This window comes from Halobacteriovorax sp. RT-1-1, assembly GCF_047085455.1.
GTDB lineage: Bacteria > Bdellovibrionota > Bacteriovoracia > Bacteriovoracales > Bacteriovoracaceae > Halobacteriovorax_A.
This window is the reverse complement of sequence record NZ_JBKIXZ010000001.1, coordinates 1677570-1700105: the sequence shown is the minus strand read 5'-3', so window position 1 is coordinate 1700105 and position 22536 is coordinate 1677570. Positions and strand designations below refer to the sequence as shown.

At 36.6% G+C, this 22536-nt stretch carries 19 protein-coding genes; 11 read left to right on the top strand and 8 right to left on the bottom strand.

Annotation, left to right across the window (positions count from 1 at the left end; translation table 11 throughout):
- Positions 1–134: 134 nt before the first annotated feature.
- From ACMAWV_RS08345 to ACMAWV_RS08325, 5 genes are all read left to right on the top strand, one after another.
- Positions 135–884: a Stp1/IreP family PP2C-type Ser/Thr phosphatase gene (locus ACMAWV_RS08345; RefSeq protein ID WP_103217313.1), complete on the top strand. Its 750-nt coding sequence runs from the start codon at positions 135–137 to the stop codon at positions 882–884.
- A gap of 124 nt (positions 885–1008) precedes the next feature.
- Positions 1009–2133: a M23 family metallopeptidase gene (locus ACMAWV_RS08340; RefSeq protein ID WP_146037805.1), complete on the top strand. Its 1125-nt coding sequence runs from the start codon at positions 1009–1011 to the stop codon at positions 2131–2133.
- Between the two features lie 15 nt (positions 2134–2148).
- Positions 2149–4716, top strand: a complete 2568-nt coding sequence (secA, locus tag ACMAWV_RS08335) for a preprotein translocase subunit SecA (RefSeq protein WP_412469590.1) — start codon at positions 2149–2151, stop codon at positions 4714–4716.
- A gap of 5 nt (positions 4717–4721) precedes the next feature.
- The gene (locus tag ACMAWV_RS08330) at positions 4722–6140 is read left to right on the top strand and encodes a hypothetical protein (RefSeq protein WP_412469591.1); all 1419 of its coding nucleotides are present in this window, start codon (positions 4722–4724) and stop codon (positions 6138–6140) included.
- A 14-nt stretch (positions 6141–6154) separates the two neighbouring features.
- On the top strand, positions 6155–7468 hold the full coding sequence (locus ACMAWV_RS08325) for a glycerol-3-phosphate dehydrogenase/oxidase (protein WP_412469592.1): 1314 nt from the start codon (positions 6155–6157) through the stop codon (positions 7466–7468).
- A 29-nt stretch (positions 7469–7497) separates the two neighbouring features.
- Here the strand turns inward: ACMAWV_RS08325 and ACMAWV_RS08320 are convergent, their stop codons facing one another.
- Positions 7498–8625: a hypothetical protein gene (locus tag ACMAWV_RS08320; protein WP_103217318.1), complete on the bottom strand. Its 1128-nt coding sequence runs from the start codon at positions 8623–8625 to the stop codon at positions 7498–7500.
- Positions 8626–8634: 9 nt separating this feature from the next.
- A complete protein-coding gene (locus ACMAWV_RS08315) occupies positions 8635–10149 on the bottom strand; it encodes a hypothetical protein (protein WP_412475823.1) in 1515 nt (504 codons plus the stop codon).
- A 150-nt stretch (positions 10150–10299) separates the two neighbouring features.
- On the opposite strand from ACMAWV_RS08315, the gene ACMAWV_RS08310 reads away from it, so the two are divergent.
- Complete coding sequence (locus tag ACMAWV_RS08310) at positions 10300–10485, top strand: hypothetical protein (RefSeq protein WP_103217320.1); 186 nt, start codon at positions 10300–10302, stop codon at positions 10483–10485.
- A 24-nt stretch (positions 10486–10509) separates the two neighbouring features.
- Entirely contained in the window at positions 10510–11439 is a 930-nt protein-coding gene (trxB, locus tag ACMAWV_RS08305; protein WP_103217321.1) for a thioredoxin-disulfide reductase, read from the top strand.
- Positions 11440–11471: 32 nt separating this feature from the next.
- Here trxB and ACMAWV_RS08300 read toward each other — a convergent pair whose 3' ends face one another.
- Positions 11472–13382, bottom strand: a complete 1911-nt coding sequence (locus tag ACMAWV_RS08300) for a hypothetical protein (RefSeq protein ID WP_103217322.1) — start codon at positions 13380–13382, stop codon at positions 11472–11474.
- A 113-nt stretch (positions 13383–13495) separates the two neighbouring features.
- Here ACMAWV_RS08300 and ACMAWV_RS08295 point away from each other — a divergent pair, with 113 nt between their 5' ends.
- From ACMAWV_RS08295 to ACMAWV_RS08280, 4 genes are all read left to right on the top strand, one after another.
- On the top strand, positions 13496–15220 hold the full coding sequence (locus ACMAWV_RS08295) for a hypothetical protein (protein ID WP_412469594.1): 1725 nt from the start codon (positions 13496–13498) through the stop codon (positions 15218–15220).
- Between the two features lie 126 nt (positions 15221–15346).
- Entirely contained in the window at positions 15347–16162 is an 816-nt protein-coding gene (locus tag ACMAWV_RS08290; protein WP_103217324.1) for an enoyl-CoA hydratase/isomerase family protein, read from the top strand.
- Positions 16163–16336: 174 nt separating this feature from the next.
- Positions 16337–16723 (top strand): hypothetical protein, encoded by a 387-nt coding sequence (locus ACMAWV_RS08285; protein WP_103217325.1) that lies wholly within the window; start codon positions 16337–16339, stop codon positions 16721–16723.
- A gap of 45 nt (positions 16724–16768) precedes the next feature.
- On the top strand, positions 16769–17158 hold the full coding sequence (locus ACMAWV_RS08280; protein WP_103217326.1) for a hypothetical protein: 390 nt from the start codon (positions 16769–16771) through the stop codon (positions 17156–17158).
- Between the two features lie 33 nt (positions 17159–17191).
- Here the strand turns inward: ACMAWV_RS08280 and ACMAWV_RS08275 are convergent, their stop codons facing one another.
- Genes ACMAWV_RS08275 through ACMAWV_RS08255 form a run of 5 tightly spaced genes read right to left on the bottom strand, consistent with a single transcriptional unit; the run spans position 17192 to position 22518 of the window.
- Positions 17192–18094 carry a mevalonate kinase gene (locus tag ACMAWV_RS08275; protein ID WP_233189699.1) on the bottom strand — a complete coding sequence of 301 codons (903 nt, stop codon included), beginning with the start codon at positions 18092–18094 and terminating at the stop codon, positions 17192–17194.
- Entirely contained in the window at positions 18094–19179 is a 1086-nt protein-coding gene (gene mvaD, locus ACMAWV_RS08270) for a diphosphomevalonate decarboxylase (RefSeq protein ID WP_412469595.1), read from the bottom strand. The genes ACMAWV_RS08275 and mvaD overlap by 1 nt, the downstream gene beginning before the upstream one ends.
- A complete protein-coding gene (locus ACMAWV_RS08265; RefSeq protein ID WP_103217328.1) occupies positions 19169–20200 on the bottom strand; it encodes a GYDIA family GHMP kinase in 1032 nt (343 codons plus the stop codon). Before ACMAWV_RS08265 ends, mvaD begins: the two co-directional genes overlap by 11 nt.
- Before the next feature lie 3 nt (positions 20201–20203).
- Positions 20204–21484: a hydroxymethylglutaryl-CoA reductase, degradative gene (locus ACMAWV_RS08260; protein ID WP_103217329.1), complete on the bottom strand. Its 1281-nt coding sequence runs from the start codon at positions 21482–21484 to the stop codon at positions 20204–20206.
- The gene (locus ACMAWV_RS08255; RefSeq protein WP_392991827.1) at positions 21481–22518 is read right to left on the bottom strand and encodes an isopentenyl-diphosphate delta-isomerase; all 1038 of its coding nucleotides are present in this window, start codon (positions 22516–22518) and stop codon (positions 21481–21483) included. Before ACMAWV_RS08255 ends, ACMAWV_RS08260 begins: the two co-directional genes overlap by 4 nt.
- Positions 22519–22536: the final 18 nt, after the last annotated feature.

Here is a 22536-nt window from a genome sequence, read left to right as displayed (position 1 = left end):
AAGTAATCACTAAATTTACTAGGCAAATTCTTGGCAAAATTGAAGTCAAACAAAAGCATTTGACTAAAATCTGTATCCATTTGAAAATATAAGAATTACAGATTAAGAATTGTTGAGGGATTACAAGGGTGAACATGGAAATTATTTGTGCCGGCGTATCAGATATTGGCCGCAAGAGAGAAACCAATCAGGACTCTATTTACGTTGGAAATTCAAGTAAACTCTATATTGTAGCAGATGGCATGGGTGGACACTCTGGAGGTGAACTCGCTTCTACAATGGCAATTAAATATATTGCAGAGAAAGTTAAAGAACTAAAAGCTGCCAGCACTGATATCTCAGAAGTACTTAAAGATTCTGTTCACTTTGCAAATGAAAAAATCAAAAACTATGCGGATGAAGAACCATCGCTAAAAGGAATGGGAACAACTGTTGTTGGAATTCTTTTTGGAAAAGATAAAGCAAGTATTGCAAATGTTGGAGACTCTCGTGCTTATGTCATTACTCAAGGTCAAATTTTTCAACTAACAAAAGATCATTCAGTTATTCAAGAAAAAATAAATTTTGGAATTTATACCCGCGATCAAGCAGCAAATGATCCGAATAAGAATTACTTGTCTCGAACGGTTGGTTTTGAATCAGGAATTGAAGTCGACCTTTATGATTACAAACCTAGTAAAGGTGATATTTTTCTACTCTGCTCTGACGGACTTCATGGAAAGCTAAGCGATGAAGATATTCTTTTCATCATTAATGACATGATCAAAAAGAACGACGATCTAAGTCATCAGCTCATTCACGACTGTGCACAGACACTTGTTAGACAGGCCAACGAACACGGTGGTCAGGACAATATATCTGTAATCTTAGCTGTAGTTAATTAATCTTAACTTTCACTACTTGAGAGAAATATTTCGTCTCAATGTGTCATAGATTAATGTCTTGCAAACTGTTATCAAGAAACCTACAATAAACATCAGAAATTATTGAAAATTCAAGGAAGTAATTTTGAGTCGTTTTTACACAATTATGGTAATTCCTGAAAAAGAAAAAGGAGTTAAGTCATTTCGCATACCGCGCGTGATCTTCAACTCTGTATTATTCTTCATAGTTATCATTGTAGCAGTTATTGGAATTCTCACTTTTGACTATATAAAGATCCTTAAGCAGGTATACGAAAATCGTCACTTGAGTATTGAAAACCGTCAGCTTAAAGAGCAAATCCAGCTCTTTAATATGAAGCTCAATACTTTAACCGATGATATTGAACGTATTCAAAAAATCGAAAGTAAATTAAGAGTCATCTCTGGTTTTAAAGATTTTGATCTGACAAAGCCTGTAATGCAGAACTCTGATGAACAAGAGGCCCAAGAAGGTGATCACGGCCATAATCATTCGGCACCATCAAATCCATCTCGTAACCCACAATCTGTTCTCATTCCGCAAAGAGACCAGGAGTTAATGGACAAAGTTAAGTCGGAACTAAAGGAACTCAAAACAGTTGAGGAATTTAGTGACATCAATGATCTGTATGAAAGAAAGATCGCTACTAATTTTGGTCTAACTTCTGGTTATAGCTTCACAAAGGAATGGAGTAGCTTAATTAAACAAAGTTTTAAGTTAGCTGAAAACTTCGCGTTTTTTGATTATCGATATTCAATTCTACGCAAGATTTCAGGTGACTTAGAGATTCGTGTTAATGAGCTCGATCAATTCTTACTTGATCGCGAATCTTTTTTAAGATCAACGCCAACTCTACTTCCGGCCCGAGGCTGGATAACTTCGTACTACGGTCCACGTATGAGTCACTACTCAAAACGTGTAAAGATGCACGAAGGCCTAGACGTCGGTGCACCAATTGGAACAATCATCTTAGCGCCAGCGGATGGTATCGTTAAAGTATCAAAGAAAAATTACGGTTTTGGAAACCACGTTGAAATAGATCATGGATACGGTATAACTACAGTTTACGGACATAATTCAGAAAACATCGTTGTAAAAGGCCAAAAGGTCAAACGGGGGCAACCAATTGCAAAAGTTGGAAACTCCGGTTTATCGACAGGCCCCCACTTACACTACGAAATTCGTGTAAATGGAACGCCGGTGGACCCTCTCTATTATGTACTGGATTAATTAGGAGAAATTTAAATGTTTAATCCGCTTAAGTCTTTTTTTGGCACGAAACACGATCGTGACATCAAGAAAATCATGCCAATTGTTAATGAAATCAACTCACTTGAAGCACAGATGGAAAAGCTTAGTGATGAGGAACTAAAGGCCCAAACGACTAAGTTTAAGCAACGCCTAAGTGAAGGAGCAACTCTAGAACAACTTCTTCCTGAAGCATTTGCGACAGTAAGAGAAGCTGCAAAGCGTGTTCTTGGTATGCGTCCATACGATGTTCAGATCATTGGTGGTATTGTTCTTTTTAAAGGGATTATTGCGGAGATGAAAACAGGGGAAGGTAAGACTCTTACTGCGACTCTGCCTCTTTATCTAAAAGCTCTTGAAGGAAAAGGTGCTCACCTTGTAACAGTTAACGACTACCTTGCTAGCCGTGATGCTAAAGAGATGGGTGTTCTTTATAACTGGCTTGGATTAACTACTGGTTGCATCATTGCAGACATGGAAGATGAAGAGCGCCAAGCGGCTTACGCTTCAGACATTACATACGGAACAAATAACGAATTTGCTTTCGATTATCTAAGAGACAATATGAAATTCTCACTTGAAGAATATGTTCAAAGAGATTTTCACTACTGTATCGTGGATGAGGTTGACTCGATTCTAATCGATGAGGCCAGAACTCCCCTATTAATTTCAGGTCCAAGTGAAGGTGACTCAACACTTTATGGTGTTGCAAATAAAGTTATTCCACAGCTTACTGTCGAAAAACATTTCACGATTGATGAAAAATCAATGTCGGCTGTTTTCACAGAAGAAGGGATTTTGAAAGTTCAAGAGCTAATGAAAGTTGATAATCTTTACGATATCGAAAACTCAGCTCTGCTTCACCACTTAAATCAGGCCCTTCGTGCTCACCACTTATTTAAAAGAGATGCTAATTACATCATTAAAGATGGTGAAGTCATTATCGTTGATGAATTCACAGGGCGTCTTAAAACAGGTTCTCGTTGGTCAGATGGACTTCACCAAGCGATCGAGGCGAAAGAAGGCGTAGAGATTAAGCAAGAAAACCAAACTCTTGCATCAATCACTTTCCAAAACTACTTCAAAATGTACTCAAACCTAGCAGGTATGACAGGTACAGCAGATACGGAAGCGGAAGAATTTAAAAAGATCTATGATCTCGATGTAATTGTTATTCCTACAAATCTTCCAATTGCTCGTGTTGATGAAGCTGATGTTATCTATAAGAATAAGCAAGCAAAGTATAGAGCAATTATTAAGCTTCTAAGAGAATTAAATGAGAAAGGACAACCGGTTCTAGTTGGAACAATTACAGTTGATTCTTCTAACCTACTTTCTCAAGAACTTGAAAAAGCTGGTATTCCACACAATGTACTAAATGCTAAGCAACACGGTAGAGAAGCGGCCATCATTGAAAATGCTGGTCAAAAAGGTGCCGTTACTATTGCAACAAATATGGCAGGTCGTGGTACCGACATTAAAATTAATGACGAAGTGAAGGCCCTTGGCGGTCTATATATCCTTTGTACAGAAAGACACGAGTCACGTCGAATTGACAACCAACTTCGTGGTCGTTCTGGACGTCAAGGAGACCCAGGACGTTCAAAATTCTTCCTATCGCTTGAAGATGATTTAATGAGAATTTTCGGAAGTGATCGTATCGCAAAGGTTATGAACACTCTTGGGATGGAAGAGGATGAGCCTATTGAGCACAAGATGATCACTAATGCGATTGCTAAAGCTCAAAAGAAAGTTGAAACTCATAACTTTGAAATCAGAAAGCACCTTCTTGACTTTGATAACGTTATGAATGAACAACGTCGTGTTATCTACCGTATCCGTCGTGACATCCTTTCAGATGAAGACAACCTTGGATTCGTAAAAGAGATGACAGAAGATGTTGCAGATAACTTATATGAAAATTATCGTCCGCAAAAGAAAGTTCCATTAGAAGACCTTCCTTGGGAAGATATGAAGTCTGGCTTTAGTGCAACTTTTAACACTGAATATGAAGTAAGCGCTGTAGAATGTTCAGAAAAATTTGAAGGAAATGTTAGTAAGTACTTTGAAGAAAGAGCTAAGGAAATCCTAGAAAGCAAATTAGCTGGATACGATGATAGACAAGTAACTTTAGCTCTTAGAGAAATTCTACTATCAACTTTTGATCAACACTGGAAGGATCACTTAAGAAATATGGATCACCTTAAAGAAGGGATCAATCTTAAGGCCTACGCACAAAAAGACCCTCTTACAGAATATAAGAGAGAAGCATTTAACCTTTTTGAACAAATGCGTGTTGATGTAAAAGCAAGTGTTGTACGCAACATGTTTACTGTTCGTCTTTACACTCAAGAAGAAATTGAGGAACTAAGACGTGAGCAAGAAGAAGCACTACAAAGACAATTAGAACTTCTAAAAGCACAAAGAATTGCTGAAGAAGAAGGTCTAGATGAGCCTGTACAACAACAACAAGCTCCACGCTCTCGTGGCCAAGTTAAAGTTGGAAGAAACGATGCTTGTCCATGTGGTTCTGGAAAGAAATTTAAACACTGTCACGGATCATAATTAATATGTCAGATGGCGATAACAAAAACGATTTAACACGTATTGAAGACTTGTCAGAGTTTCTTCATCAAGGTGATGATGAACTCGACAAGCTTCTTGCTGATCTCGATGAGTCAGATGATGGCCAATCAAATGAACAGGAAGATGAACAAGAAGATGAGGCGGAAATCGAGTTAGCGCCATTTGAGTATTCTAATAATTCAAATGACTCCGAAAACGAGTTTGACGATGAAGCCGAAAATTACGAAAACTTCTCAGAAGAAGAATCGTATGACGAAGCCGATTACGCGTTTGACGGGCCAGAGCTTGAAGATGAAGAAAGTGGCCAAAAAAGTGATGAAGAGCAAAGCTTTGACAACTTTGACAACTTTGACAATTTTGAAGAGTCTGACAACTTCGACGAGGTCGACGACTTTGAAGAGTCTGATGACTTAGATAGTGTTGAAGAAGAGCAAAGTGACGATGAAGATTCAAGCTTTGAAAACTTCCCGACTTTTCAAGAAGATCAAGAAGATCAAGAAGATCAAGAAGAAGACCAAGAAGCAGACGAAGAAGCTGAAATCGAGCTCTCACCTCTTGAAGAAGACCAACCAGAATACGAAGCTGAGAGTGAAGTTGAACAAGAAGAGTTTGTAGCACCACAAATTGAGTCCTATGAACAAGTTGAAACACCTCTTACGGCGACTCCTGAAACAGTCGCACCTGAAATAAGGCCGGCCCAAGACTTTAGAGAAGTTAGAGATTTTGCGGCCAATTCAACATATGGAAAGGTAGCGATTGGAGGCAATCCTCCATTTTCAATTCTTATGCAAGGAATAGTTCCTGGAGAATACGACGAGAGTATTCTTGCTATTTTGAATGAGCACGGACTCTTAGGTGACAATGAAGAACTTTATCGAACAAGCTTAGAGAGTGGACAACTTCTCATCGCCCAAATTGGTGAGTTTAGTGCAATTTACTTAGCAGGAAAATTACGTCGCTTTTGTCGTGTGATAAAACTAGGTCTTGCTCATGAAATTCATGCTAGTCCAAACTATGACCATAGCGATCAAAGAGGATTAACAGGGCCACGCTCAATTAATCAGAATCAAACGAAGCACTTTATAAGAAATGACAGGGATTTTACGCAAGAAGATGTCTTATTAAGCTCTTCACACTTCGTCCCGGGATATTTGATAACACATAGCCTTGGACCAATGCAAATCAATGAAGTTATTGATGGCAATGAGTTTAATGATATTAAATCCATTAACCTAATTGAATATTTCAGCGAATTGTTTAGGGAAAGTGCGTTTAAAAAGGGTGCTAATGCAATTATCTCAATTCACTTTACAGTTAATCACCAACGCAGTGATTCGACATCAAATAATATCATTATCATGGCCCATGGGGACTATGTCGTTCTAGAAGAGAACAAAGCATAGCTAAATAGACAATTATGATTAGCAATTTAAGCGAAACAAAAGATTTTTATAGCACTATTATTATTGGTGGTGGCATCGTTGGAGCGGGAGTTTTTAGAGATTTAAGTCTCCACGATATTGATACTCTTCTTATCGATAAGAAGGACTTTGCCTCTCAAACAAGTTCAAAAAGCTCGAAGATGCTTCACGGAGGAATTCGTTATCTTGAAAACTTTGACTTCCCTCTCGTCTGGGAGGCACTACATGAGAAGAATCTTTGGTTAAAACTTGCACCGCACCTTTGCTTTGAAGAAAAATTCTATCTACCCATATACTCTGATTCGATTCGTCCAAAATGGATGATTAGAATTGGATTATTCTTATATGATTTACTATCAAGCTTTCAAAATTCTCCTTATGAGATGAAAAACAAGATTGAAACGCTTGAAATAAATGCAGATCTTAAAGAAGAGGATCTAAAAGGAAGCGGTGTCTACCACGATGCTGTTGTACATGACGGACGCCTAACCATTGAAGTTTTAAGAGACGCTGCAATCAATCCACGCTGTCATGCTCTTAATCATATAGGACTTGAAAATTATGAATTTCTTAATGATGGTAGAATTCGTGTCATTTTGAAAGATGAGATCGAAGGTGTGACTAAGGAAGTTTTCTGCAATGACATCGTTTTTGCAACAGGGCCTTTTACGGATAAAGTTCTAGCAAAGTCTGCGCAAATACATTGGAATCCACAACTTCTACCATCACGTGGAAGTCATATTTGGATCTCAAAAGAGCGCCTTAAGATTAAAACAGCAATTCTACTAACACCAAATGATGGAAGAGTAATCTTTGTCATTCCGCAAGCTGATCGTATACTTGTAGGAACGACAGAGTCTAAAGTAGAAGAAGAGTACTTTGATTTACAGCCGACTGCAGAAGAGATCACTTACCTATTAGCAAATTTAAACCAATATTTTCCAAAAGCTAAAATTCAAGAAGATGATATTCTCTCATCATTTGCAGGAATAAGACCTCTTGTTAAAGATGACTCGACAGCAACTCTTGGAAAAACAGCACGCGTACACAAATACTTTCAACCACTAAAGAATTGCCATGTTCTAGTTGGCGGCAAGTACACAACATTTAGAACGATGGCCCAAGATGTTGCAAGATCGATAGTACACAAACATAAGAAGGCCTATATTCAAGATAAGACCCTCGCTGAATTTCGCTTCAAAATGCGCTACAACCCATTTAAGCAAAAAGGTTTTACTCCTGAGCAAGAAGCGCAAGTGAGAAAGTATGAATTTATTCGTTGTGAAGAAGACTTTAACAGACGCCTCTAATTTCTTAGCTGCGTCTGTTAGAGAAGTAATTAGAAACGTAAATAAGCACCTGCGATTGCTCTAAATCCACTTAAAGAAATTGTATTCTCAACTGTTGAACCGCCGGTTTCGATGCTAAAAGTTGATGAGCTACTGAAGTAGTCACCTTTTGCATAAAAACCAAATCCTGAATCTAGTGTATACTTAATCCCACCACCAACATTCATATAAGTACCTGAACCTGATAAACTCTCAGTTGTCGATGATCCAGCATTTTGTGGAATTTCGTTAAGAGAAGTCATCGATAAACCAAATCCTACTTCTACGTATGGGATAAAACGATTCGTCGCAAGAGGGTTGAAAATGTGGAAGTTAACTGCTCCACCAAAGTCAATTGAAGAAGACGTTGAATCTGAAATTCCATTGCTTCCTGAATAGTAACCAACACTGGCCTTTAAAGAAAACTTTTGTAAAAAACTTTGCGACTTAGGAAAGAACAACTCAAACTCTCCAGCAAAGCCCAGTGTACTTAACTCAGCATCAGAGCTAACTCCAACGTTATCATAAGTACCACTTAGCATATTAAAGCCGGCCGATACATTTAGGGCCATATTTTTATCTAGAATCTTACTTGGTGTCGGCTTTGACATCGTTTGATTACTAGAAAAAGAAGTTGTTTTAATTGCATCAAGCTCACTTTCTTCATCAAAGCTTTCTGACATTGATTTAGAAGGTTGTGAATAGGCACTTCTTTGCTCAGGAGCTTGACGATTTATATCAACAGGCTCGCCCATTTGTCTTCCTGCAGGAAAAGTTGCTTGTAGAGATTTAGAGCGATCACTTGTCAATTTAACAGGTGATGAAATTTTTAAATTTGCAACCTTATCTCTTTGAATTTCACTAGGCTTAACAATGCGGTAAATACTCCAAACAGAGCGAGACGGTGTCGCTTTAATACAGACGGCCCTTGCAAAGACACCAGTTGTGATAAAGAACTTAGCGTGATCTCCAATGACTAATCCATCTTCTAATCCTCGATTCATTAGAATCGTCTTCTTTGAAGATGATGTTTGAAGAATTCTGAAAGTTAACTTCTCATCAATATCGAGAGCGAGAACACTCGAACTCAACAGAGTAATGAGTGAAATAGAGAGAATTTTTAATAAACGTCCTGTCATATCATTTCCTTAAAAAAATATACTTAAACTAGCTATAAATTTTAAATTATTAATTGTTTGATTAAGTTCAAAGTTAGAAGCATCTGTCGCATTAACCTCACTAATCGGGCTTAAACTAAGAAGCTCATAATTTAATTTGGCACCTATTCCATAGCCAAACATATTACCCTTTTCATAATCTCTAAAAGTTGAAATACGAGTTTTGATACCTAGTGAAATTGAGGGTAAGGCCACTAATTCATAGTCATAGCTATAATTAGTGAGTCTTGGCGAAGTTGTCTCACCTGTACCACGCTTTATCCCTAGGCCAACATAAGCAAGCAGTTTATTTCGAACATAAGGTGCATTGTAAAAATAGTAATTCACGTGGGCGCCAAAATTCATATAAGTCATGCGGCCATTGATCCCACCTAAATCAACATTTAGATTCGAAAGATCAAGCCCAAAGTCAACGCTCCATTTTTTTAATGAATCATGTGCTCTAATAAGATGAAACTCATATGAAGCGGCAAGGCCATATCCAAGATTCTGATGATTGCTATCAGAGTCTGTATAATTTGGCATAAGGTTAGAGATAAAACTTAATTGCACTTCATTACCACTTTCAATTGAAAGTACATTTTCTCGCCTAAATTTTTCGCGAGCAATTCCAGAAGATTTTAAGTAGCGACTAAGTTGTTCACTATCCATATCGGCAGACCACAGGGGGCCTTCTTTATCTAAGACGGCCTTAGCTGACTTCGTCACTCGATTCTTTGCTCTTTCTCGTGCAAGACTTTCTTCCATAGCATTTGGAATTGATAAATTTGAATTTGCACCGGTTAGATCTGGCTTTCCACTATAAAGCATTTCCTTATATCCATCTTGTGCAGCAGAAATTTTAATTAATTGATCTTTATTTTGTGCTCCCATTTGAGCATCAAATTCTTGTGCAGATAATTTTGAAGTATCAACAGGCTCTAGCTGGGAGTCCACATACTTATAGCGAAGTCTGCCATCCCTTACGATAATTTCATCACCGTTTCTTAGTTGCGTCTCTTTTGTCACTTTATAGATCGTCGAGTCATCAATATCCTGAGCATAATTCTTATCACTTGGCGTTTCTTTATCTTGAATTAAGTCCGTAGGAACCTGTCCATCAATTGCATGCTGATTATTAAATTCAGTTTTTTTCGACTCATATGCCTTAATTTCATAAACAGGCTTTTTCTTATAGCGGCCACTTGCAGTTTGAGAGCGAATTTGTAGAGCAAGTGTCGCATCAGGCGCGAAGTTTGCACGATTTATCTTATCTCCAGAAATATCCTTGAAGTACCAGTAAGATTCGCGATCAGACACTTTTAAGAGTTCAATGCTACCTAGATAAAGATACTTAGGCTTTTGGTAGTCACCAATGCGCATTGACACATCGGCCACGTCACCAGTTTTAAGTCCGGTAAGCTTACCGACAGAAAGCTTTAAGGTGCGTCCAGATTGAGAAAGGGCCACAACTTTTGCCTGCATCATGGCATAAGTATTTGCCATCAATAAATTTAGCAAAAGTATCATTACGAATTGTTTATATTTATCCATATATTTAATTATAACGAATGGAAGTATTTGAAACAATATGGTAAGGTATGTATATTTTTACAAAATTATGCCACGGTGCACCATGAGTGAACGGAGGAAGATATGGCCAAAAGAAAGAAGAATATTCAAATTTTTCGATACGAATGCCAAATGACTGGCGAAGTTTACAAAACAACAAAGAAAGCAGCTAATCCAGATGACCTAGTTAGCGTAAATGCATACTACGATATGCATCCAGAAGAAGATGATCGCCCTGAGGAAATTAAGAAAGAATTAGGAATTGAGTAAAATTTAATAAAACGGAGTTTTTAAATGGCACACCACAAAGTCATTATTATCGGATCAGGTCCTGCTGGTTACACAGCGGCCCTATATGCATCTCGTGCAAACCTTGGACCTCTAGTTATTGAAGGACATGAGCCAGGGGGACAATTAACGACAACAACTGACGTTGATAACTTTCCAGGATTCCCAGAGGGAATTATGGGGCCAGAGCTTATGGCCAATATGAAGAAACAAACTCAGAGATTTGGTACTGAATACCTGAGTGGTTTCGTCACTGATATTGATACAACAAAGAGACCATTTACTTTAACAGTTGATGGTGACAAAACTTATACTGCTGATGCAGTAATCCTAGCAACAGGTGCCTCAGCGAAATACCTAGGCCTTCCAAATGAGAAAGAACTTATTGGTAAAGGCGTAAGTGCTTGTGCAACTTGTGACGGATTCTTCTACCGCGACCGTGTCGTTCACGTTGTTGGTGGTGGAGATACTGCAATGGAAGAAGCAACTTTCCTTACAAAGTTTGCTTCGAAAGTTTATGTTGTTCACAGAAGAGATGAGCTACGTGCATCTAAGCCAATGCAAGAGCGCGCTTTCAATAACGAAAAGATTGAATTCGTATGGGATAGTGCTGTAACAGAAATCATTGCTGATGCAACTGGTGTTACTTCAATCAAAGTTGAAAACTTAAAAACTGGTGAAGTATCTGAAAGAAAAACTGATGGCCTATTTATGGGTATCGGACATAAGCCAAATACTGATTTCCTAAAAGGAAAAATTGAACTTGATGATCATGGGTTTATCGTGACTCAAGGAAAGCACCCTGATACAAGCGTTCCAGGTGTTTTTGCTTGTGGTGACGTTCAGGACTCTTACTATCGTCAAGCAATCTCTGCTGCTGGTTCTGGTTGTCAGGCGGCGATCAGAGCAGAAAGATTCATCGAAGAAAACGAATAATCTTAAAAATAAATTGTGGCCTAGTCTATTAACTAGGCCACATTATCTGAAATATACAACTCTACCCTTTCAACTGTTTCATTAAAAAGTCGCTTTACAACCTTACTACCATTTTTAAGTCGCTCAACCATATCTTCATATTCAATTAGCGATCCCTTCGCAACAGACTTTAGGCCAACAGCGCCTTCTTTTAATTGTTTTGCCACGAAAAAATATAGATAAAGATCAGCACACTCTTTTTCGTTTAAATCATGCTCATCAAAAGCATTAATTTTTAAGTCATTGGCCTCAATTGAGATTTGAGGTTGAAAATCTTTTTCAAATAATGGAGTGATCTCACTCGTACGAATAGTAAGATTTCCGCTACCTTTATTAAAGATCATAAGTCGTGCAATACAGGCCTTAAGCTCTGAAATATTTCCTGGCCAATCATAATCAAGCAGCATTTTTTGAACACGATGAGAAAGTCGCTTCTTTGCAGTATGATTCTTTAAACTATATTGCGATATGAAGTAATTTGCGAAGAAGAGAATATCTTCCTTTCTTTCAACTAATGAAATTGTTTTAAAACTTGGTATGGCCAACTCTGGAATATAGTCAGTACCTGTAAACATAGTTCGATAAGACTCTCTCTTATCAACTGTATTAATAATATAATTGGCAACACTAGTTGATAGCTTATCAAGGCCCTTAAATATAACGTGGCCATTAATAACGCGATCCCTGATCTTGTCAACGATATCATCAATATCTTTTTTGGTCATTTTGGCATAGCAATTAACAATTTCAATATGCGTGTTAGCGGTACTTGATTGCCTTGCAATTCTTTCACATAGAAAATACTTTCCACTTCCTTCACCACCATAAATATAGACAGGGCCTCTCTCATTTGGAGCACTATATTGCTCAAGAAAAGATTGGGCACCCTTTGCAAAAACACTAATCCCCATAGATGTGTTGAAGGCAACATCCGCCTCATAGTCATCGCTGTGATATTCTTCATATTCCTCAATTTCATCACTCTTATAAAAGTAAAGAAGTCCAATTACTCGGGCCAAAAACATAGCCTGCTTAAGGTCATTATCCGTAAATAGCTCATTCTTTTCTTTATTCGAGAAATTTAAAATACCAAAGATATTTTCATTGTGATCAAAGATCGGACACATCATATATGTTGAAATAGTCGTATTATTAACGACTTCATACATATTAAAAAATTCATCACTAGAAAGAGATTGAGAAAATTTTGATTTGATTCCACGAGGATGATTATAAAGCTCTTCTAGAATACCAACGATTGGATATTCAATTTCTTTCAATTGATTTGTCTGAAAATCAAATTCACTGAATGTATGCTCATCGTGTCCCACAATAAATGCTCGTGCATCGCGGGCCTTTACTATTCTTTGAACTTCTATGATAAATAATTTTATTAATTCGACTTTGTTACGATAATTTTTAAAAATATGAAACAAATCAAGGATCATAGAAACAGAAACATTATCATCAATATCCTTATCAAAGTTATTATCAGAATCATAATTTCCAGCAACAGCTTCATTTAAGACCATGTCATACATGAGATTTCTTAAGCGTCTTTTACCCATTGATGAAACGAGCTCAGTCATAAGATTCATAATATTTTCGACTTCATAATCAATAAACTCAAGGCCAAGGTAGTTATCGCCAATATTGTTAAAATTTGGCCTATAACGTCTAAGCTTTACTGTTTGAAAAAGACGAATTTTTTTGAAACGAATTTCGATTTTGAAAATCTGACTATCAACATACTCTCCTATGAGAACACCAATACCAGTTGTTGAAATATTATCGACAATGACATTAAAAGAATTTGAAGTAGAGTCTCCAATCATTTCATAGAGAATACACTCAATATTATCTGACTCTTTTAGTTTGATACGATAGTTTCTTAGCTTCTTCATATGAATAGTTATCGACTAGTAAAATTACTAACTTTAACTACAAGACATATAAAAATTCTAAAGAAATCGTCGATAAGGGAGTATCTCCAATCGAGCTAAAAATTGAGGAATAATTGAAGTTTAATATTCAAAATTACAAATTTTTCAAATCATATCGTTTTCCAATACATGAAGACGACAAAGTTAGTGCAGAAGTTAGCACAATTGAGCGTGAAAACATAAAGCATAACAGTGTTAGAATCGACTCAATCAACTTATCTGGATTAAATTTCATCTGCTCTCAAAAATACACATTGGGAGAGAAAGTAAAAATCAAAATTCAAACGAAAAGACTATTTAATAACTGGGACTTCGAGCTAACAGGCATAATTATTCGATCTTTCATTTACTGTGAGGATGTAACAAAGACAATCTATGGTATCTCTATTGAACCAAATTCTCAGACAACAGTATTAAAGTACTTCTTAAAAGACTTTTTATCACATTACAGAACCGCAAAACTCAAAGATAAGCTCTTTCAAATCTGCCAAAACAAAATTAAGATCAACCGAGATGACGGTGTTGAACTATTTTCACTTTTTCAAAGTTTGATTCAAAAGACTTATAGTGGAAAAATCATTGATATTTTAAATGAACTTCCTAGCATCTTTCGTTGTGAGAATTATCACATCTTTCTTTTTGATGCCAAAACTGGTGAATTTGAAATAGAGCGAACAAATAGTGACGTGACTCCAAGGGATCACAGCTTTAATAGCATTTTAAAAGAAGCCTATTTCAACAAAGTCATTATCAACAAGAGCTTTCATGAAAAGAAGGCAACGGGTGTTGACCTTGAAATAAAAAACATTCTTATGTCTCCTATCGTGAATCATAATGGAGAAAGCATTGGTATCATTTGCATGTCAAATAGTGTCTCTGGCGGAAAGTTTAATTTCACTATGATTGAGAATATAAAGATCATCGCAAGTCTTATCTCTTATTTCTATGAAGGTAAGAAGCATACAATAAGTAGTGAAAAAGTAGAAAATAAACTTCCTGATCACTTCATATTCAGCGATAAATCACAAACTGGACAGTCGATTATCAACACATTAAACACCATAAAAAACACAAGAGAGAATCTCTATATTCACGGTGAAGTTGGACTGGGAAAAAGCGCCTATGCTCGATATATTTGCGGAGACAATAAAGAAAATATTATCGATTTTAATGATGAAGAAGTGGCCAACCATAAGAAGTTAGAGCAAATAAGTGATCTTACAAACAAGGGAATCAAAGACCTCATTGTTAAAAATATTGAGATGCTAGGCTATGAGGATCAAGCGACTTTCTATAATATTATTAGATCCCTAAAGATTAGAATTGTTACAATTGCCACTAATGATCTTAAGGCGCTTGAAAAGAATGATATTATCCTTACTGATCTTTATAATCTAATAACAACAGTTAAACTCAATGTACCGCCGCTACGACTTCGTCGAGCTGAAATTGTTGAAATAGCCAAGCACTATATCAAATACGAATGTAGCAAAAGAGCAATACCGATAAAAAAACTATCTCAAGAATCGATAAATGAATTAGAGGCCGCAAACTGGGACTTTAACAACAGTACACTTCATTCTTTAATTGTAAAGGCCATTCTAAAGACCGAGTCAAACGAGCAAGTAATTCATCTTATGCTTAAAACAAGGGATTCCAAAAAAATCGTCAATAGCGACAAAAACGCTCAACTACAAGAGTACATCCTTAACACCTTAAATTCATGTGATAAGTCCATCTCTTATAAGAATACTGAAAGTATTTTTGTAGAAAATTTAATGAGAAAAAAAGCTTCTTAGATTTGACAGACCCAGACCAAAATTGAAATAATTTTATTAACAGATCACGGATCGATCTGAGAGTTTACATTTAGTAACTAAAAATTGCATCGGATAGCAATTTTAAAAAGACCAGGGAAGGTATCAATGAGTAATTTCTTTAAGTACAATACACTCAATATTTCACTATCTAGACAAACTCGCACTTGTAACGTTGTTGTTGCTAACAATGAGCAGTTTTTCAATACTTCAACGTACTTAAATGAACTCGAACACTTCTTTGATTGGTTAACTAATAAAATTGAAATTCATTCGGTAGTTTTTAAATTTGCTAGTGATGATATTGAATTATTCAAGAAAGAAGAATTAAGATTCTTCGATGAAGTAAACCTTGGTAATACCCTACAGCAACTCGCAAGGTTAAGTTGGGGACAACTATTATTACCACAGACGATCCTTTGGTCATTTCAAAAATCAGCTTGCCCATTTAGTCTTGAATTAGCTATGGGTGGTGATATTCGCTACTGTGCTCCTTCTTTTAGTGTGACATTTAACCAACTTGATAAGGGAATCACACCAATGGCCGGTATGAATACCCTTACTAATGAAAAAGCAAATAGTGCAAAGCTTATGCAATACCTACTATCTTCTCAAAGCGTAGGTGCCGATGCTCTTATAAGCGCAGGCCTCATCGGTAAAATCCTTTACAGCGAAAATGAACTTGAAGATATTGTAACTCGTATTTCTAAACAGTCTCCTACTGCAAGAATTCAAACAAAGAGATCATTTAACAACGCTCTTATTAAAGCAATGGAAGATGACCTTTTAGAGGAAATTACTTTTGCTAACTCAACGTTGGCCACAGGTGACTTTAAAAACTACGCAAATGGGAAGGACTTCATTAATCCACGCGACTTTGCCCGTGTTTTAAAGCAAACTCCTACTGTTGCAGAGGCCATCTAGCCTAAGAACGGCCCACCTCCTCTTCAAATAGGTGGGCCAAACAACTGATTTCACGTGAATTTCTCTCTAAAATATAGCTCACCATAAAATATTTACACAAAACCACGTAATACACTTTTTTCGTGTTATAACTTCCTCGAACAAGAAAACAAAAATATTGAATGAGGAGAGAATATGAAAAAGTTAATGATTGCACTTTCACTACTTACAGCAGCGAGCTCTTTTGCAAACTGTAAGCAGATTTCGAAACACGTTAAAATTTATGAATGTAGAGATGTAATTGCCAAGCACGTACTTAAAAAAGGTAAATGTTGGTACAACGATAATATGTATATCGAATCATATAATGCCTTTGCAGGTGTAGCTTTTGTGGAGGAAGTATATTTAAAAGATGAGAATCATAATCTGCTTACTGAAAGAAGAACTGTTCTTAGCACGACAAGTGGAACAAGTGCCGGAGTGCAGGCCATGGACTCATACTGGGATTGTCGTAAGGCCATGAATAATCTTGAAACTTACACTCTAGTAGAAGTTAAAGATCTTTATGGAATTGAACAGTAACAAATCAAATTAAATTAAAAAATAAAAAAGTAAACGGAGAAAATTATGAAGAATATTATTTTACTACTATCTATACTAGCAACTACAAATATCCTTGCAAGCACATGGTGTGAAAAAGGTAAGCATGATGAGAACTACAAGTGTCGTGTTTCTATAAATGAATATGCATTATCTGTAGGACAATGTTCTCCCTTTCCATGGCCAAATGGAGATGTTGAATATAGTGCAAAAGCAATGGCCGTCGAAGTATTTCAAGAGTTTGAAGTAAATGACAAGAATGAAGTAGTTTCAGATATTAGATATAACTATATTACAAAACAATCAGTATTCTCTGGAGTCTATGCAATGAGAACGATGAAAATTTGTAATGAAAAAAGAAAAGCGACTCCTACTCACAAACTCGCTGATATTAGAAAAATGTATGGATTAAAATAATTAAAAACTAGGCCCATTTTAAGTGGGCCTTTATTATACTGGTCTTAATTCAAAATTAGCTAGCTGTGTAGGAAGCTTAGAGATATCTCGGGCCAAGCCTAGAAGGAATCCTCCCCCTCCGGCGCCACAAAGCTTTAAATAAAAATCATCTGACTCAAGCCCCTCGCTCCAAAGATCACGATAGAGAGCAGGAATCATCGGATTAAAATGTTCAAACTGAAAAGATGACAGCTCTTTAAACTTCTTCCAAAGTTGTTCGCGATCATCAGCAATATAGTACTTAATGCACTCATCTGAAATAGGTGTTAAAACACGATCACAAAGATAGGCAAAATCCTTAGATGAACACTTTTCCATAAAAAGATTTACCAATGGCTCAGTTCTTCTTGCACGGCCAGTATTTAAAAGGAAAAGCCCTGGCCCTTTGGAATCATTTTTAAGAACAACTTCAGTTAGTTGCTTCTTACTATCAATTAATAGTGGAACATTTAGATAGCTTATAAGCGGATCAACTCCAGATGAAGAGCCATGAAAATGCGACTCCATTTCTTTAAAACAATCTTTTAAGAATGCGATATCATTTCTTTGTTCATCACATATACGAGCATAGCGATCGAAAACGGCTGCACAAAGAGCACCAGAGCTCCCAACACCATAACCTTGAGGGATAGTCGACTTAAATCTAATACCGCTAGAAATATCAAAAGAAAAAGATTGATGATCAAAGTTAAAGCTTAGCTTCCCTTTCTCATTTTGTTTTTTTAAGTATTGAGAAAATGCAGAAAGCTCAGAATCAATTCCAGTATTTTGATCTTCTGGAAAATTTAATTTCCCATCAAAAAGAGCATATGGCATTGCTAATGCTTTTGAAGAACGAATAATTGAATACTCACCAAAAAGAAGAATTTTAGCACTGAAGCTTCCGATATTTTCCATTATGATTCTCGATTTAGAAACTCAACCTCAACACCATTACCCATGTGATCATGGATAACAATCTCATTATGACACAGCTTAGTTACTTCTTCTTCGATGAATTGACGTACCTTCGCTTCATCTTCTTTCAAATAAAGAATGTGAACATTTGGACCAGCATCAAGAGTGAAACATATCTTTGCGCCTGATTGTGCTCTGAAGTTTCTAATCTTTGCAATAATGGCCAAAGTATTCGGTTCCATAAGAATAAATGATGGTTTTGAATTCATCATCAGGCCATGTAGTTCTAGCGCCTCGGCTTCAACAATTTCAGCAAAAGAATTAAAATCACCACTACTTAAAGCAAAGCAAAGTGAATTAAAGTTATTACATGCATTTAAAAAACGCGTCTTTGCAAATGGATGAGTATTCATAAGAGCGTGACCAGCTGTTGAACTAACGGCCTTTTCACTTGCACTTACAATAGCAATAGAATCACAGATACCTTCAAAAGACTTATCAAAGCTATCAAGCCCAATTGCATAGTCTTGAGAACTACCTTGAACAGATTTTCCCCAAATCGACATTTTTGGAAAAAGCGAGCGAGAAGCACTCCCTGATCCTAATCTGGCCATAAAAGAAGCTTTCTTTAGATAGTACTCTTCGTCGTGATCTTCTTCAGTAACAAGCTTCTCGATTTCACATAGTGCACTTGCAAAGTTAGACATTGAAGCAGCGGAAGAAGCAATCCCTGAAGAATGAGGAAATGAGTTCATTGAATCCATTTCAATATTGCACTCATTAATGAATGGGAAGAATTCGATGGCGCGATTAAAGAATTTCTCAACACGTGCCTGAAACTTTTCATTCTTAAGAGATTCAAATTTAAAATCTAATTCAAATTTATTAGATTTAGAAATCTTATAAGTTGTTAAAGTGTGAGCATTATCAAGTGTCACACTCAGTGAAGGATTAGAAGGCAGTTGCTCCCCATATTTCCCCCAGTACTTGATTAATGCAATATTTGAAGGGCTCTTTACTGTGAAAGAGCGGCCTTCATTTAATTTTTCTATATTATAATTCGTTAACTTGAAATTAGTGGACATTATTAGCTTCAACTTTTGGATCATTATCGACAATTAAATCACGGTAAGGAATGATAACCTTTAGGCCTTTTTCCTCAAAGTAATTTGAAACGTACTTTCTATTATTCATTGTTGAAGCAAGAATGAAATCTCCACCCCATGCACCAAGTGATTTGATTTCTCCATCAAAGTCACTAAACGCCTCTTGCTTAATAGGTTTAAGCTTTAACTGCTTTCCAATGATTTCTTCGTGAGCACGAATTAAGAAATTAAACTCTTCTTGTGTCTTTGCCGCAGCAATCTGATTTGAAAGTTCACTAATTGTATTAATTACTTCCGGTGAATGCGGACGTAATTGATTATAATATTCAATAGCGTCACGAGAATTTTTCTTATGACCTAGATAAATAAAGTATAAATTATTTTTAAATGATGGATTAAATTCTACAGGTGACCACTTTGGCCCATCACCACTTTTTTGATAGATAATTGGATCATCACTTTGCGCACAAGCAATGTCATAACCTGATCCACCTAAAGTATTAAATGCTAACTCAAATGGTGAAACCATCGCCCAATCAGCGATATTATGAATTAATGTCGATGAAGACCCAAGTCCCCATTCTAGAGGGAATCCAAGTTGTGTTACAACATGAACATCAACACCATCTCTTAGAAAGTGCTTATTCTGTCTTCTGGCCTGTCTAAGCATTTGCTGTAGAACCATCATCTCTTTCGTTGGGTTTTCATTTAAGATATTGAAGTGCCAAAACTCAAAGATAACTTCAAACCATAATTTTCCGGCCGGATCATATGACTTCCAATATAACTTTGGGTCAAAAGAAGCCGAATATTGTACGCGAAGAGATTGTCCAACAGTTGTTGGTAGACCAAGTGCTTGAGCACCATCTAAAACAAAATACTCTCCAGATAGAAGTAGTTTTCCATGTCCAAAATATAATTGGCCATTCTTTGGAAGTTCAAGAAATTGCTCTCCTTCCAAATACTTTAAAATTGTGTTGCTTGTGTGTGTTGTGTTCATAATTTAGTTTCTTAAACTCTCTAGTTGTTCTCTTACTGCACTAAACGAAACAACCTTGTCCGCAAAGTATTCAGCAATCTTTTCTTTCTCTTCATTATTAGCTTCAAGTTGTCCCAATATATTCATTAGGTGCATTTTCATGTGTCCTTTTTGAATACCACTTGTCACTAAACTCTTTAGAGCTGCAAAGTTTTGAGCAAGTCCTACACTTGCTGTAATCATCATTAGCTCATTTGCACTTGGACGCTCTAATATATCAAGAGACATCTTCGCTAGAGGATGTAGCTTTGTTAATCCACCAACAGTTCCCAATGCTAATGGAATTTCAATTTCAAATAAGAACTTATCCCCTTCAACCTTACAATTAGTTAATGAGCGATACTGTCCATCTCTTGCAGCATATGTGTGCCCACAGGCTTCAACTGCTCTAAAATCATTTCCTGTCGCAATAACAACTCCGTCAATACCATTGAAGATACCTTTGTTATGAGTTGTTGCACGATGCGGATCAATATGAGCGATGCGAACTGCACGTGAAAATTTTTGTACAAAAGTCTTTGCATCCATTCCAAGACTCTTTTCATTTAAGTCTTCAATCGGACACTCTACCCATGCACGGGCCTTACAATTAGGCGTATAATTAGAAAGGATACACATAATAACTTGTACATGCTCTCCTAGCTTTTCTTCTAAATATTTACCAACAGCTTCTAAAACAGAATTAATGAAGTTTGCCCCCATTGCATCACAAGTTTCAAATGCCATTTTGATTTGGTAGTAATTCTCTTCTTTATCAGTTAGATCAACTAATTCAATCGAGCGAATTCCACCACCTCTCTTATCCATATTAATTGTTAATGGAGTCAGAGAGTTTAAAATATCGATTTTTCCGTTTTCAAAGAACTCTTTAAGTTGCGCCTTCTCACCTTCGTAAACAAAGTGCACTTGTCCTATCTTTTCACTTCCAATAATTTCGGCCTTGAAACCACCACGAGAACTCCAAAATTTTGCAGCTTTTGAAAGAGCAGCAACAACAGAGCTTTCCTCAATAACCATTGGAACGTTATAAACTTTTTGATTTAATACAAAATTTGGAACCACACCATATGGTAGGTAGAAATTTGAGATGGTATTCTCAGAGAATTCATCAAAAGTATTTTGTAATTTTTGATCCTGATGCCAGAAAGAGAGAATTTGTTCCTTTGAACCTGTCTCGAGATTTTTGGAGATAAAATCAACTTTCTGCTCTTTTGTTAGTTTTGAAAAACCTTGAATCAATTTCAATTTTCACTCCTTACACTAAGGTATGAATTAGCAAATGCTAGACCTGCTTTAATTTGTGTAACTTGACGACTTACACTTTCATAGTCAACCATGGCCGTCTTTAAAAATTCACTGGCCATACCAAAAATGGCATTTCCTTTTGAGAGTTTACAAAGGTAGAAACCATCAAGATATGACTTAATTCCACCTGAGATAATAAAGTTCTTACACCTTACTTGCTCTCCTAATTGATCGATAATCTGATTGCTCATTTTTACCATTTCTAGGGCAGTATGGCCAACATGACACAGAGGTTCATGAATAGATAAGTCATTGGAATTTCTAATATATTCAAGTTTAGAAAAATTTGTTCCACCAAAGGCAGCAAATTCTATTGCGGCCAGATCCATTTGCATAAGGGCGGCCAAAGATTTTGGTCCCATTCCCTGTCCAACTTCTTTAACAATGATAGGAAAATCAAACTCTTCTAAACATATTTTTATAATTTCTAACGGCGAGCGCTTGATGATATCGCCTTCCGGCTGGAACCATTCTTGTGCAGGATTAACGTGAATAATTAAACCATTTGCACCAAGAGATGAGACCACATCACTTGCTTTATTAAGAGCACCTTCATCAATCAACTCTTCTAGTTGTGCCACACCAAGATTTGCATAGAAAGGAGAATTTCCACAGTGTTTTGCAATATCAAAATCACTGAAGAACTGACTACGACTGTCTTTTGAAAGAAGCTTTCGACAAGAGCCAAGTCCGATACCAATTCCAAACTCTCCACAAGCACGTGCTAAATTTTCATTAATTTTTGCAGCGATGCCCGTTCCTCCAGTCATAGAAGAAACCCAAATAGGTAGATCTAACTTATGACCTGCAAAGTCTAGACTAAGATCGGGCACTTCTCTATTTCCACTAAAAAGAGGTTCATAGTAAAAGCGCTTATCAGCTAAGATGTGAGCTGTCTGTGCAGCATCTGTTAATTTGATATGCTCAAGCTTACGATCGCTTGTTGCCTGAGCGTCTAAATTGTCTTTTTTCATGTACATACCTAATGATTT

Bases quoted from the DNA above. Each gene is read 5' to 3' on its own strand.
- trxB (WP_103217321.1), top strand. From the start codon at position 10,510: ATGGCACACCACAAAGTCATTATTATCGGATCAGGTCCTGCTGGTTAC.
- ACMAWV_RS08290 (WP_103217324.1), top strand. From the start codon at position 15,347: ATGAGTAATTTCTTTAAGTACAATACACTCAATATTTCACTATCTAGA.
- ACMAWV_RS08320 (WP_103217318.1), bottom strand. From the start codon at position 8,625: ATGACAGGACGTTTATTAAAAATTCTCTCTATTTCACTCATTACTCTG.
- ACMAWV_RS08300 (WP_103217322.1), bottom strand. From the start codon at position 13,382: ATGAAGAAGCTAAGAAACTATCGTATCAAACTAAAAGAGTCAGATAAT.
- ACMAWV_RS08310 (WP_103217320.1), top strand. From the start codon at position 10,300: ATGGCCAAAAGAAAGAAGAATATTCAAATTTTTCGATACGAATGCCAA.
- ACMAWV_RS08275 (WP_233189699.1), bottom strand. From the start codon at position 18,094: ATGGAAAATATCGGAAGCTTCAGTGCTAAAATTCTTCTTTTTGGTGAG.
- secA (WP_412469590.1), top strand. From the start codon at position 2,149: ATGTTTAATCCGCTTAAGTCTTTTTTTGGCACGAAACACGATCGTGAC.
- ACMAWV_RS08325 (WP_412469592.1), top strand. From the start codon at position 6,155: ATGATTAGCAATTTAAGCGAAACAAAAGATTTTTATAGCACTATTATT.
- mvaD (WP_412469595.1), bottom strand. From the start codon at position 19,179: ATGTCCACTAATTTCAAGTTAACGAATTATAATATAGAAAAATTAAAT.
- ACMAWV_RS08330 (WP_412469591.1), top strand. From the start codon at position 4,722: ATGTCAGATGGCGATAACAAAAACGATTTAACACGTATTGAAGACTTG.
- ACMAWV_RS08255 (WP_392991827.1), bottom strand. From the start codon at position 22,518: ATGAAAAAAGACAATTTAGACGCTCAGGCAACAAGCGATCGTAAGCTT.
- ACMAWV_RS08280 (WP_103217326.1), top strand. From the start codon at position 16,769: ATGAAGAATATTATTTTACTACTATCTATACTAGCAACTACAAATATC.
- ACMAWV_RS08285 (WP_103217325.1), top strand. From the start codon at position 16,337: ATGAAAAAGTTAATGATTGCACTTTCACTACTTACAGCAGCGAGCTCT.
- ACMAWV_RS08345 (WP_103217313.1), top strand. From the start codon at position 135: ATGGAAATTATTTGTGCCGGCGTATCAGATATTGGCCGCAAGAGAGAA.
- ACMAWV_RS08315 (WP_412475823.1), bottom strand. From the start codon at position 10,149: ATGGCAAATACTTATGCCATGATGCAGGCAAAAGTTGTGGCCCTTTCT.
- ACMAWV_RS08265 (WP_103217328.1), bottom strand. From the start codon at position 20,200: ATGAACACAACACACACAAGCAACACAATTTTAAAGTATTTGGAAGGA.